12 protein-coding genes are annotated in these 12,998 nt (G+C 66.8%); 3 read left to right on the top strand and 9 right to left on the bottom strand.

The annotated features are described in order from the left end of the window. Positions 1-28: 28 nt before the first annotated feature. The 4 genes from K2X73_RS06440 to K2X73_RS06425 all read right to left on the bottom strand — a co-directional run bounded on the left by K2X73_RS06440 (position 29) and on the right by K2X73_RS06425 (position 3,248). Positions 29-757, bottom strand: a complete 729-nt coding sequence (locus K2X73_RS06440; protein ID WP_294109336.1) for a DUF2185 domain-containing protein — start codon at positions 755-757, stop codon at positions 29-31. Continuing rightward, positions 754-1,932: a VWA domain-containing protein gene (locus tag K2X73_RS06435; RefSeq protein WP_294109474.1), complete on the bottom strand. Its 1,179-nt coding sequence runs from the start codon at positions 1,930-1,932 to the stop codon at positions 754-756. Before K2X73_RS06435 ends, K2X73_RS06440 begins: the two co-directional genes overlap by 4 nt. A 287-nt stretch (positions 1,933-2,219) precedes the next feature. After that, positions 2,220-2,777, bottom strand: coding sequence for a CHAP domain-containing protein (locus K2X73_RS06430; protein WP_294109335.1), 558 nt, complete (start codon positions 2,775-2,777; stop codon positions 2,220-2,222). Positions 2,778-2,825: 48 nt separating this feature from the next. Continuing rightward, the gene (locus tag K2X73_RS06425) at positions 2,826-3,248 is read right to left on the bottom strand and encodes a hypothetical protein (RefSeq protein WP_294109334.1); all 423 of its coding nucleotides are present in this window, start codon (positions 3,246-3,248) and stop codon (positions 2,826-2,828) included. Between the two features lie 138 nt (positions 3,249-3,386). Here K2X73_RS06425 and K2X73_RS06420 point away from each other — a divergent pair, with 138 nt between their 5' ends. Next, positions 3,387-4,841: a methyl-accepting chemotaxis protein gene (locus K2X73_RS06420; RefSeq protein WP_294109333.1), complete on the top strand. Its 1,455-nt coding sequence runs from the start codon at positions 3,387-3,389 to the stop codon at positions 4,839-4,841. A 10-nt stretch (positions 4,842-4,851) separates the two neighbouring features. On the opposite strand, the gene K2X73_RS06415 is transcribed toward K2X73_RS06420, so the two are convergent. Together K2X73_RS06415 and K2X73_RS06410 are read right to left on the bottom strand one after the other, a co-directional pair. Beyond that, positions 4,852-5,706: a MoxR family ATPase gene (locus K2X73_RS06415; RefSeq protein ID WP_294109332.1), complete on the bottom strand. Its 855-nt coding sequence runs from the start codon at positions 5,704-5,706 to the stop codon at positions 4,852-4,854. Positions 5,707-5,776: 70 nt separating this feature from the next. Continuing rightward, on the bottom strand, positions 5,777-6,442 hold the full coding sequence (locus K2X73_RS06410; protein ID WP_294109331.1) for a hypothetical protein: 666 nt from the start codon (positions 6,440-6,442) through the stop codon (positions 5,777-5,779). Between the two features lie 190 nt (positions 6,443-6,632). Here K2X73_RS06410 and K2X73_RS06405 point away from each other — a divergent pair, with 190 nt between their 5' ends. Beyond that, the gene (locus K2X73_RS06405; RefSeq protein ID WP_294109330.1) at positions 6,633-7,556 is read left to right on the top strand and encodes a hypothetical protein; all 924 of its coding nucleotides are present in this window, start codon (positions 6,633-6,635) and stop codon (positions 7,554-7,556) included. Positions 7,557-7,581: 25 nt separating this feature from the next. Beyond that, complete coding sequence (locus K2X73_RS06400) at positions 7,582-8,544, top strand: hypothetical protein (RefSeq protein ID WP_294109329.1); 963 nt, start codon at positions 7,582-7,584, stop codon at positions 8,542-8,544. Positions 8,545-8,585: 41 nt separating this feature from the next. Here the strand turns inward: K2X73_RS06400 and rpoD are convergent, their stop codons facing one another. Genes rpoD through K2X73_RS06385 form a run of 3 tightly spaced genes read right to left on the bottom strand, consistent with a single transcriptional unit; the run spans position 8,586 to position 12,876 of the window. Then, positions 8,586-10,610, bottom strand: a complete 2,025-nt coding sequence (gene rpoD, locus K2X73_RS06395; protein ID WP_294109327.1) for an RNA polymerase sigma factor RpoD — start codon at positions 10,608-10,610, stop codon at positions 8,586-8,588. Between the two features lie 2 nt (positions 10,611-10,612). Continuing rightward, positions 10,613-12,424 carry a DNA primase gene (gene dnaG, locus K2X73_RS06390; RefSeq protein WP_294109326.1) on the bottom strand — a complete coding sequence of 604 codons (1,812 nt, stop codon included), beginning with the start codon at positions 12,422-12,424 and terminating at the stop codon, positions 10,613-10,615. Then, complete coding sequence (locus tag K2X73_RS06385) at positions 12,421-12,876, bottom strand: GatB/YqeY domain-containing protein (protein WP_294109325.1); 456 nt, start codon at positions 12,874-12,876, stop codon at positions 12,421-12,423. The genes dnaG and K2X73_RS06385 overlap by 4 nt, the downstream gene beginning before the upstream one ends. Positions 12,877-12,998 lie beyond the last annotated feature (122 nt).

Here is a 12,998-nt window from a genome sequence, read left to right as displayed (position 1 = left end):
GTCGCGCGATCGGGTACGGTCGCCGGCGCTATTGTCGCGCCGGCGGGTCGGTCAGATCGGGATCGCACGCGGCATCAAACCCGCCCGCCGCGTTCCGGATGAAGGTGCTGCCGATCGGCGCGTCGATCAGGTGAAGCCAGCTATCGTCGCGATTGAGCACCGCGCCGAGCGCGACATAGTGCGGCGGCAGGTCGTGCTGCTTGTCGTCGGCGATGGCGTCGTCCGTGCCGCGCAAGCGCCAGCCGCTGTCCGGATCGCGGTCATCCGGTTCATCCATGTCGGGCACTTCACGGTACAGATAATCGACGGGACTGCGGCCCGCGAGCACGCAATCATCGACGAAGCAGCGATCCCAATATTCGCGCCGCGCGGGCGCGGAGGGCGGCGCCACGGCCCGGCCTTCCTGCCAGATGATGTCGATCACCGCGCCGCGGGGAAGGTCCATGATCTGTCCGAGAGCTAGCTGCGGTATGTCGTAGGGCTGGTTGTCGAGCATCGCCCGAAGCCGCTCGCCCTCGGCGGTCAGCACGGTGAACCACAGCCGTTCGGCGCCCCATTCGGGGCTCGGCGGCACGCTTTGAATCGTCACTTTAACCAAGTCCCCGGGGCCGATGGCGAGCAGCTCGTTTTCGCTGGGAAGGTAAAAGGTATAGGGAGCCTCGCTCGCGATGGGGCGGGGATCGACCACCAAGGTGCGCCCGAACCAACGCCGCCGCGCGCGCCCGAGCATGGTCGCCAGGCGGGCGAACGGCTTCACCGCTTCCGCGTCAACTCGCGCATCGCCTCGTCGAGCCCGGCGAGGGTGAGCGGGTACATGCGGTCGTTCATCAGCTCGCGCACGATGCGGATCGACTGCGAATAGCCCCATTGCTCCTGGGGGATGGGGTTCAGCCAAACCGCCGCCGGATAGGTGTTGGTCAGCCGCTGCAGCCACACCGCGCCGGCTTCCTCGTTGAAATGCTCGACCGAGCCGCCGGGATGAGTGATCTCATAGGGGCTCATCGACGCGTCGCCGACGAACACCAATTTATAATCATGGCCGAATTTGTGGAGCACGTCCCAGGTGGGGGTGCGCTCGGCGAAGCGGCGGCGATTGTCCTTCCACACCCCTTCATAGGGGCAATTGTGGAAGTAATAGAATTCCATGTTCTTGAATTCGGCGGTGGCGGCGGAGAACAGCTCCTCGCACAGCTTCACCCACGGGTCCATCGAGCCGCCGACGTCGAGGAACAGCAGCAATTTCACCGCATTGTGGCGTTCCGGGCGCATCTGGATATCGAGCCAGCCCTGGCGCGCGGTGCCCTCGATCGTCGCGTCGAGATCGAGCTCGTCGGCGGCGCCTTCGCGGGCGAAGCGGCGCAGGCGGCGCAGCGCGATCTTGATGTTGCGCGTGCCCAGCTCGCGCGTGTTGTCCAGATTGCGGAACTCGCGCTGGTCCCACACCTTGATCGCGCGCTTTTCCTTGCTCTCGCCGCCGATCCGCACGCCTTCGGGATTATAGCCCGAATTGCCATAGGGGCTGGTGCCGCGCGTGCCGACCCATTTGTTGCCGCCCTCGTGCCGGCCCTGCTGTTCGGCGAGGCGCTGCTTCAGCGTCTCCATGATCTCGTCCCACGAGCCGAGCGACTTGATCTGCTCCATCTCCTCGGGAGAGAGATAGCGTTCGGCCACCGCCTTCAGCCATTCGGCGGGGATTTCGGCCTGGGCACTCGCGAAACTGGTTTCGATGCCCTTGAATACCTTGGCGAACACCTGGTCGAAGCGATCGAGCAGGCCCTCGTCCTTCACATAGACCGAGCGCGAGAGGTAATAGAAATCCTCCGGCCGGCGCTCGATAACCTCGTGCTGCAGCGCTTCGAGCAGCGTCAGATGCTCCTTCATGCTCGCCGGGATGCCGGCACTGCGGAGCGCGTCGAGAAAGTTCAGGAACATGCCGCGATCATGCCCGCGCGCCTTGGCGGACGCAATGCCGGGCGTGCTCTTCAGCGGCCCGGGGCGGGGGCCGTTATGACCGCCGCGCGCCGCGTAGGTGACCGGGGCGAGCGTCGCCGCCACCTCGCGCAGCACGCCGGGGGCGATCGCGGCGGCTTCGGCGGCGATGGTTCCCGTGGCGCTCGCGGCGAGCGTCTGCGCGGCGGGCGGGGGCGTGGGAGTCTCGCCGTTCACGCCGGGGCGCGTCTGCGCGGCGAGGGTCGCCCCCAGCGGCAGCAGCGGCGACATCAGCGATAGGCGTCGAGCAGCGCGCCGACATAATCGGGCGCGGCACCGCTCAGCTCGGGCGAGGGCCGCGCCGGCGGCACGCGGGGGTCGGCCGGCTTGCCATAGATGAAGCCCTGGATCGGATAGACGCTCGATCCCAGCCCGTCATTGTCGCGGTACCACACCTTCACCGCCGACCAGTCATTATCGGCGCTGACATCGGTTAGCGTCACGTCGCGTTCGGCGTGGCCGCGCTCGCCGCCGAGCCGCGACCAGTTGGCGTGGGTGACCATCACCACCCGCGGCTCGACGACGCGGCTGACGACCGCGACATGGCCGCGCGGCAGGCGGGCGGTACGGGAAAAGACGATCACCGCGCCCGCTTTGGGCTGGAAGCCCCGCGCATAGCGTCCCTCGGCCTGGTCCCACCAGGTCCAGGCGTCGCCGAAAATCTGGATTCCCGAGGCGGCGCGGGCGAAGGGCACGCATTCGCCGACATAATCGAGCAGGCCCGCGCGCGCGACGCCCGCCTGCACCATCAATGCCGCCAGCACGGCTGCGATCACGCCCTTGCGCATGGCACCACCCTAGCTGCGCAAGCGTCAGCATCGGGTGCCGAGGCTTGGTTAAACAGCGATTAGCAGATGCGCCGGGTGGTCGTCGTCATTGGCGCCCGGATTGGCGGCCGGCCGTGCCCGCCGTGGCCGGCGGGCGCGGGGGCGCGGTCGCAGTCGCCCGGCGAAGCGCAGCAAGGGCATCACCCGCGTGACACTCGCCACCAGCGCCGCGCCGAGCACCGCATCGACATAGAGCGACACGTCCCACGCCATCAGCAGCGCCAGGTCGAGCGGCCCGGCCATCACCAGCCATTCACCCGCCAGCAGCACGAACGCCAGGGCAAGCACGTAGAAGATGAGCTGCCGACGATCGAGCCGGTTGAGCAGCGCCGCGATCGGCCGAACCGTAAAGCGATGCAGCGCCGCGATCGCCGGCACGTGCGGATAGTGCCACAGCAGGAACAACAGCATGGCACCAAGTGCGGCGATCATGCCGGAACGATAGCAGTTTCGCGCGACCGCCGCGTGACCCGATCCACGCTTTTACATTATAAAAACCCAATCAACTTAAATGTTATCAAAGCGATCGCCAAATTTAGAGAACCTGAGCAGGAAGAGGAAAAAAATTCTATGCCCAGTGCGATGGCGGAAGCCGCGGTGCGCGAAGTCGCGCGGAGCTGCGGCGCGCTCGTGATTGAATGCGCGGAGGTGGGCGGCCATGTCGCCGCCGCCGCCGATCGCACCGCCACGACGCTTTCCGGGCTCGCCGATTTCGATCAGGCCGCCGCCGCGCTTACCCAACACCGCGCTAGCGTGGGCGCCGCGATCGCCCGTGCCCGCCAATCCTCGCAACTGATGAAGCAGCGGCTCGATCATTGCCGCACCACCGTGGTCGACTCGGGGGCCAGCTTCACGCAGCTCACCGATCTGGTGGTCGATCTGAACGCGCGGATGGAGCGGATCATGGTCGCGCTTTCCCAGGTGCAGCAGACGACGGAAGTGATCGGCGCGATCGCGCGGCAGACCAACATGCTCGCGCTCAACGCCGCGATCGAGGCGTCGCGCGCCGGAGCGGCGGGCGAGGCGTTCGGGGTCGTCGCGAACGAGGTGAAGAAGCTGGCGCAGGATACCCGCCAGGCCACCGCGCGGATCGAGATGACCATCTCCGCGCTGGCGACCGAAGGCGCGGCGCTGGGGGCGGCGATCGCGGCCGGCACCCAAAGCGGGGCGCGCGCGCGCCAGGGGCTGGACGGGATCAACCAGGCGATCGACGAGCTCGGCCGTTTCGTCACCCTGATCGATACGCAGAGCGAAAGCGTCGCGATGAGCAGCGACCTGATCTATTCGAGCATCGCCACGGTTCAGGGCGAACTCGCGGCAACGGCGGATGCGACCCGGATCAACCGCGAAACGCTCGCCTCCGCCGCCGAGCGGCTCGCCCGGCTCGAGGCCGTTGGCAATCAGATGCTCGATCGCATCAGCCAGAGCGCCGCTGAAACCGACGACACGCCGTATATCGCGCTCGCTCGCGATCATGCCGGCCGGATCACCGCGCGGGTCGAGCAAGGCCTCGCCGCGGGCGAGATCGATCTGGCCGGACTGTTCGACAGCGATTATGCGCCGGTCGCCGGCACCAACCCGCCGCAATTCACCACCCGGCTGAACAGCTTCGCCGACCGCGCCATCCGTCCCCTGCTCGACGCGGCGACCGCCGACACCCCGCGCGGCATCGGCTGCGTGGTGCTCGATCGCAACGGCTATCTGCCCACGCACCTGACGCTGCGCTCGCAGCCGCAGGGGGCGGACCCTGAATGGAACAACACCTGGTCGCGCCACCGCCGGATCATCATCGGCCCGTGCGAGCGCCGCGCGATCGACAGCGAGGCGCCGTTCTTGCTCAACTGCTACCGGATGGCGCTCGGCAACAACGAGTTCCTGCCGATCAAGAGCGTGTTCGTGCCGCTGGTGTTTGGCGGCCGGCGCTGGGGCGTGTTCGAGCTGGCCTATGTCGACCAGATCACCGCCCAGGCGGAGGCGCTCACCGCCCAGGCGCTGGCGCGCAACGCCACGCAGCAGGCGGCATAGCCCAGGCTTCTTACCCCTTGGGCGCCTGCCGCCGCGCCATGAAAGCCAGGCGTTCGAACAGCATCACGTCCTGCTCGTTCTTCAGCAGCGCGCCGTGGAGCGGCGGGATCGCCTTGGTCGGATCGCGGTTCTGCAGCACCTCGAGCGGCATATCCTCGTGCAGCAGCAGTTTCAGCCAGTCGAGCAGTTCGCTGGTCGAGGGCTTTTTCTTCAGCCCCGGCACCTCGCGCACGTCGTAGAAAATGTCGAGCGCCTTGCCGACCAGGATCTTCTGGATGCCGGGGAAGTGGACGTCGATGATCGCCTGCATCGTCTCGCGATCGGGGAATTTGATATAGTGGAAGAAGCAGCGGCGCAGGAAGGCGTCGGGCAGTTCCTTCTCGTTGTTGCTGGTGATGACGACGATCGGCCGTTCCTTGGCGCGGATCGTCTCCTTCGTCTCATAGACGTGGAACTCCATCCGATCGAGTTCATGGAGCAGATCGTTGGGGAATTCGATATCGGCCTTGTCGATCTCGTCGATCAGCAGCACGGGCAGCTGCTCGGCCTCGAACGCCTCCCACAATTTGCCGCGGCGGATATAGTTGGCGATCTCGTGGACGCGCGGATCGCCGAGCTGGCCGTCGCGCAGCCGCGCCACTGCGTCATATTCATACAAGCCCTGCTGCGCCTTGGTGGTGGACTTGATGTTCCATTCGATGAGCGGCGCGCCCACCGCCTTGGCGATTTCATAGGCGAGCACCGTCTTGCCGGTGCCGGGCTCGCCCTTCACCAGCAGCGGACGGCGCAGCGCGACGGCGGCATTGACCGCGACCTTCAGATCATCGGTCGCGACATAGCTTGCGGTACCTTCGAAACGCTTCATGGCCATCCCCGAATTCGAATATCGGGTTTGGCATAGCGGGGCACGGGCGCGCCGCCAAGCCGGGGCGATGTCAGGCGCGGTTGCGGGCCGAGGCGCGCGCTTCGAGCAGGCTCCACAGCCCGCGATGCTGCGCCAGCACCTGCTGCGCGCCGAACGCCATCGCGCGTTCGACCGAGGGGCTCGCGGCGGCGGCGGCGACCACCATCGCGCTCTCGGCGGCGCTCGGCAGCTGGCTGGTGGGGCAGGGAATGCCGAAGCGTTCCGCGGCGACTTCGACCAGCACCCGCATCGCCTGCCAATCGAGCACCAGCGCGACCGAGGCCCCCATGGCGACGCCCTGGCGATCCGACGCGGCGAGGGTTTCGAGCGCGTGGCGCTGGGCGAGGATCGTCGCCTCGCTCTCCGCCTGGCCGGGGGTGGAGGGCAGCGGGCCGACCGCCGAGGTGAGCCGCGCGACCAGCGCGCGTTCGGCCGCGAAGCCCGCGACCGCGTCCTCGAACCAGCCGCTGCACGGCCCCTTGGGTTGGCGGCGCAAGGCATGGTCGAGCAGGCCGGGATGGCGGCCATGCAGCAGGCACAGCGCATGGACCGCGTCGGCGACGTCACGCGCCAGCGCGGTGCTGCGGGCAAGCGGCGCGAACGCCGGGTGCGCCGCGCTGCCATCGGCGTCGATTAGCGTCTGGAGCGTCGCCCAGCCGCCCGCCATCTGCCCTGTGCGTGCCGAAAAACCCGTCATGCCCTGTATGCCTCGTTGTCGTTCTCGCATCCCTGCGCTCGTTGTTGTCGCCCAATCTCTATACCGAACCCCGTAAAGACTGGGTTTATGGCCACTTAACCTTTCACGCTTCACCCTTGTCCTCGCCCGGTCCGTCGCGCAGTGGTGACGGCGGTGGAATTAGTTACGAGGTTAAACGGTGGCGATGCGATTGGTTGCCTTAACCTTTGCCCTGTTGCTCGGCGCGGCGACGGACGAGCAAAAGCCGGTGGACGTGCTGGTCGTGCGGCCAGGGGAGCCGGTGCCCGCGACGATCGAGGGGCAGCCCGTGCGGCTCCGGGTGGAATCGGGCGGCCTCAACCGGCTCACGCTTACCAGCGCGACCGTCGCGCGGCTGGCGCTGAAGCCGGCGCCCATTTTGGGTAAGGCGTCGCTGCGATTGGCGGGGCGCAAGGAGTTCGTCGGCCACAACCGGCCGCTGGACTTCGCCATCGATGGCCTCGCCGCCAAGGGACGCGCCTTCTGGTTCGACGCCGCCGAGCTGGGGAATACCGATGCGGTGATCGGCCCCTGGGGGCTGCCGCAAGCCCGGGTGACCTTCCAGCTGCCGGGGCCAGGCGAGGGCGCCGAGCTGTATCGCTATCCGCTGCGCGGCGATGTCAATTCGCTCGCCGTCACCGTGCTCACGACATCGGGCAAGGCGGTCGGGATCGCGTTCGAGACGGAGGGGAGGCGGACGCTGCCTTTGGTTTCAGCGGCGTTTGGCGCGCTGCTCGCGGAGCAGCTGGATGGCCATGTTTCGGGGCCAAGCTGGGACGAGCCGGTGCTGCTGGGCATCACCCGCCCGGTGCGGCTGTTGACGCTCGCCAAGCCGCTCGAACTGGGGCCGTTCCGCTTCACCAGGCTCGCCGTGCGCGTGCCGGACCGTGTGGATGAGGCGGGCCGCGGCCCCGCGATCCGCGAGGCGGGCGAGGACGATCCGGCCGAAGTGGTGGTCGCCGCCAACGCCAAGGGGCGGCAGCCGGTCTATTCGCTGTTCATCCCCGCCGCAGCGGTGAAACGTTGTGCTACATTGGCATTTGACAAGGTTGCCAGGATGATCGAGCTTCGCTGCCGGCCGCAGCATGACGGTTGATCCCTGCGGCGTGAGGGAGTGAACCATGCTCATTCGCCCCGGGACAGCTTTGCGTTGCGTGGCCGCGCTGATCGCGTTGCCGCTGCTGGGGGCGGCGCCCGCCGTTAAGGAAGTGACGCTGCCCCGGGACGCGCGCGTGACGGTGTTCGCCGATGGCGAGCTGATCCGCGCCCAGGTTGTCGCGGGTCTCCCCAATCTCATGGTGATCGCCCCGCAATCCAGGATGCGGCTGCGGCTGCGCCAGCAATTCGATGACGATCAGGCCATATTGCGCGTGTTCGGCCGCCGCGTCCTGTCCGGGCGCGTGCGCGACGTTACCCTGATCGTCGACAACGAGCTTCGCCAGACCGAGGTTTATTGGTTCCCAAAGCCGCTGATCGAGGGGCCTGAGGCGACGCTTGGCCCGCTGATGTTCGTCCAGCCCCGAGTGACCTTCCCGCTCGATGGCATCGGCAACGCCGCGGCGGCGCGCTATCGCTTCAAGATGATTGGCGGCCCGACGACATTGGTGGGTACGCGGCTGCGCGATCACGACCAGACGTTCCTGACGGTTTTCAACCTGGAACATCCGCGCGATTATCCGGTCGCTTCCGCCGCGCTCGGCGCGCATCTCGCACGGATTTATGGCGGCACCCTGAGCGGACCGAGCTGGGACAGCGAGATCGTGTTCGGCATCAAGCGTCCGGTGCGCTGGCTCACGCTAGTCCGGCCCGTGCGCTTCGGGCCATTTACCCTGTCACGGCTGGCGGTGCGCGTGCGCGACCGGATTGATGGATCGGGGACCGCGCCAAGCCGAATTCGCGACGCCGACGAGCAGGTCGATCTGGAGGAAGTGACCGTCGAGGCCGGTCGCGCCGGACCGCGCCCGATCTATTCGCTCACCCTGCCACGCGCGCTGATCGCGCCCTGCGCGCGGCTGACGTTCGATCGCCGCGCGGGGCAGATCGAACTCGTCTGCCCCGCCGGGAAACAGATCACGGCCGCGTAGAAAGGGGCGCCGCGCCGCGAACGGCGGGCGCGCTGCCGCCGCTACTGATCGAGGAACGGCCGCATCTTGCGGCTGCGGCTGGGGTGCTTCAGCTTCCTGAGCGCCTTGGCCTCGATCTGGCGAATACGCTCGCGCGTCACGCTGAACTGCTGGCCGACTTCCTCCAGCGTGTGATCGGTGTTCATGCCGATGCCGAAGCGCATCCGCAGCACGCGCTCCTCGCGCGGGGTGAGGCTGGCGAGAACGCGCGTCACGGTTTCCTTCAGGTTCGCCTGGATCGCCGCGTCGACCGGGATCACCGCGTTCTTGTCCTCGATGAAATCGCCCAGGTGGCTGTCTTCCTCGTCGCCGATCGGCGTTTCGAGGGAGATCGGCTCCTTGGCGATCTTCATCACCTTGCGCACCTTCTCCAAGGGCATAGAGAGGCGCTCGGCGAGCTGTTCGGGGGTCGGCTCGAACCCATGCTCATGCAGGAACTGGCGGCTGGTGCGCACCAGCTTGTTGATCGTCTCGATCATGTGGACCGGGATGCGGATCGTCCGCGCCTGATCGGCGATCGAGCGGGTGATCGCCTGGCGAATCCACCAGGTCGCATAAGTGCTGAACTTATAGCCGCGGCGATATTCGAACTTATCGACCGCCTTCATCAGGCCGATATTCCCCTCCTGGATCAGGTCCAGGAACTGCAGCCCGCGATTGGTGTATTTCTTGGCGATCGAGATCACGAGGCGCAGATTGGCCTCGACCATTTCCTTCTTCGCGATCCGCGCCTCGCGCTCGCCCTTTTGCACCATGTTCACGATGCGCCGGAACTCGGCGAGGCTCATGCCGGTCGCTTGCGCGATTTCGGCGACTTCGGTGCGGATGCGATCGACGGCGGCCGCTTCATTCTCGGCAAACGCCTTCCACTTCTTGTCGAGCGGGCCGACGACGCTCAGCCAGTTCTCGTCCAGCTCCTGGCCGACATAGCGATCGAGGAAATCCTTGCGGCTCACCTTGTGGCGTTCGGCGAGACGCAGCATCTGCCCACCCAGCGCGGTAAGGCGGCGGTTATAGGCGTAAAGCTGATCGACCAGATATTCGATCTTCGCCTGGTGGAACTGCACGCTTTCCACCTCGGCGGTCAGATCCTCGCGCAGCTTCTGGTACTTGCGCTCGTCGGCCGCCGTCAGGTCGCCGCCGGCCGCCATCGCCTCCAGCCGCTTGACCTGCATCTTGGCGAAATTCTTGTAGATGGAGGTGATGTTGGCGAACTTCTCCAGCGCCTGCGGCTTGAGCTGTTCCTCCATCTGAGCAAGGCTCAGCGTGTTGTCTTCCTCCTCGTCGTCGCTCGGGCGCGGCGCGCGGCGCTCGGTCATCGATTCCTCGTCATCCTCATCGGCGACGACTTCCTCGACGTCTTCTTCCTCCTTGAAGCTGGGGCCGGCGCTGCGCTCGGAAATCTCGCCGTCGGCGGCGGCTTCTTCCATGCTTTCGGGCGCGGGGTCCTTGGAGAGCATCGCCTCCAGATCCAGGATTTCGCGCAGCTGCATCGTGCCGGCGTTGAGCTGGCTCGACCAGTCGATGATCGCGTTGAAGGTGATCGGGCTTTCGCAAAGCCCCAGGATCATCGTGTCGCGGCCCGCCTCGATCCGCTTGGCGATGGCGATCTCGCCCTCGCGGCTCAAGAGTTCCACCGCGCCCATCTCGCGCAGATACATGCGCACCGGATCATCGGTGCGATCGACGGTTTCCTTCTTCTTGGTCTCGAACGCGGGGGCGCTGCCGTCGCCCGGATCGGTGACATCCACCTCTTCCTCGGGCTGTTCCTCGGCCTCGGCGTCCTCGCCCGCGTCCTCGTTCTCGACGATGTTGACGCCCATTTCGTTGAGCGCCGACATGATGTCTTCCAGCTGATCGGACGACATCTGCTCCTGCGGCAGGGCTTCGTTCAGCTCGTCATAGGTGATGTAGCCGCGCTTGTTGGCGCGGGCGATCAGCTTCTTGATCGACGCATCGTTCAGGTCGATCAGCGGCGCATCCCCAGTTTCGATCGTATCGTCGCCGCCACCATTTGCCTTCGCCATACTCAACCCAACTCCGATTCGCCCCCGGCGTTGCCGGCTAGATAAGCCGATTCGTGCAACGCCCTATACCTAGAACGCAAGGCCGCGCGCCTCTGCTCCAACTCGTCATAGGCCGCCAGACTGGGATCATCGTTGATCCGCTTCGTCACCGCGTCCAATTCGGCCAGCAGCTCCTGTTCCTCGTGCAGGAACTCGACAAGCGATCCGATCATCCGCACCGCCTCGTCAGGCTGGACGTGCCAACGGAAGCGCAGGTCGGATTGCATGTCGATCCGGGATTGGGGCTTGAGCCGGTTGGCCCTCAATATGGATTGGACCGCGTCTTCATCAAGACCCGGGCGCTGAATCACCGCTTCGACGAGCGTTTCTCGCCAGGGCAGCAATTCCTCGTGGCGGATGGGCAGCAGGCTGATCGGCTCGAGCACCGCGCCGAGCGCCTGCGGAAAGCGCGACAGGCCATAGAGCGCCGAACGGGTGAACTGTTGATACAGATCGCGCCGCCCGCCGGGGCCGGTCGCGACGATCGCCTCGCCGATCGCGCGGCGCTCCTGCCGCTTCCAACCGAACTCCTCGAAGAACAGATCGTTGAGCGCGCGGCGATATTCATATTGCACGAGACTGTCCGGGACTGCCCCGGCGAGCATTTGAATGCGCTGGCGCAGCGCGGCACGGCCCTCGGGCGTCTCGGGACGGGTCTGGGAGCGCTCCGCATCGTACAAAACGCGGATCAGGGGGCGGGTCGTTTGGGTCGCGGCGGCGAAGGCCGGGGCGCCACCCTCGCGCACCAGATCGTCAGGATCCTTGCCGTCGGGCAGCGTCACGAACGCGAGCGACTTGCCCGGCGCGAGCTTCGCCACCGCCCGCTGCGCCGCCCGGATCGCGGCTTTCTGCCCCGCGCTGTCGCCGTCGAGGCAGACGAGCGGCACATCCACGTGGCGCCAGAGCAGCTCCAGCTGCATCTCGGTAAGCGCGGTGCCGAGCGGGGCGACCGCCTCCTCGATCCCCGCCTGGGCGAGCGCGATCACATCGAGATAACCCTCAACCACGATCAGCCGCCCCGCCTTGCGCGCGGCGGGTGCGGCACGGTCGAGATTGTAGAGCGTGCGGCCCTTGTCGAACAGCGGCGTATCGGGCGAATTCAGATATTTAGGCTCACCCGCGCCGATCACGCGGCCCCCGAACGCAATCACCCGCCCGCGCGTGTCGCGGATGGGGATCATCAGCCGGCCGCGGAAGCGATCATAGGGCTCCTTGTCCTCAACCTGGATCAGCAGCCCGGCCTCGACCAGTAGCGCGTCGCCATAGTCCTTGAGCGCCGCCCGCAATTTGCCGCGCGCGTCGGGCGCGAAACCCAGGCTGAAGGCGCGCGCCGTCTCCGGGCTGATCCGGCGCTTGTCGAGCAGCGCGCGCGCCTCGGCACCCTCGATGCCGTTCAGCTGCTCCGCGAACCAGCGCGCGGCGTCGGCCATCGCCTCGTGCAGCCCCTTGGCGCGCTCGGCCCGGGCGGCGGCGCGTGGATCTGGGGCGGGCAGGTCGAGCCCCGCCGCCTGCGCGAGTTCTTTCACCGCGTCCATGAAGGCCAGGCCGCGCTGGTCGGTCAGCCAGCGGATCGCATCGCCATGTGCCGAGCAACCGAAGCAGTGATAAAAGCCTTTGTCGTCATTAACATAGAAGCTGGGCGTCTTCTCCTGGTGGAACGGGCAGCAGCCCTTGAACTCCCGGCCCGCGCGCGTGAGTTTCACGCTCTTGGCGATCAGCGTCGAGAGCGTGGTGCGGGCGCGGAGTTCGTCAAGAAATTGGGGGGAGAGGCTCACCCCGCCAGCGCCGCCTTCACCAGCCCGCTCGCCTTGCTCATGTCGAGCTGCGTGCCATGGCGCGCCTTCAGTTCGGCCATCAACCGGCCCATGTCCTTCATGCCGGCAGCGCCGATCTCGGCCTTGATCGCGTCGATCGCGGCGCGGGTTTCGTCGTCGCTCAGCGCCTTGGGCAGGAACCGCTCGATCACCGCGACTTCGCCCGCTTCGGCGTCGGCGAGTTCCTGGCGGCCGCCCTTCTCGTACATCTCGATCGATTCGCGGCGCTTCTTGACCATTTTCTGCAACACCTCGACCACCAGTGCGTCGTCGTCGGCGGGCGCGCCGCCGGTGCGCGCCTCGATGTCGCGGTTCTTGATCTCGCTCTGGATCAGCCGGATCGCCGCGGTCGTCGACTTGTCGCCGCCCTTCATCGCCGCCACCAGCGCCGCCTTGATGTCGTCGCGAATCATGCCTCGTTCCTTTTGCGTGTGAATCGCAAGCCTAGCGCCAACACCGGGGGTTTAACAGATTGACGCCCGCCGCCCGGGGAACTAGCGACGGCGCCTTAGCGACATCGCCACAACCCCGATTG

The organism is Sphingomonas sp. (assembly GCF_019746665.1).
Taxonomy (GTDB): domain Bacteria; phylum Pseudomonadota; class Alphaproteobacteria; order Sphingomonadales; family Sphingomonadaceae; genus Sphingomonas.
The sequence above is the reverse complement of the archived record's forward strand: the minus strand, read 5'-3'. Positions and strand labels throughout refer to the sequence as shown.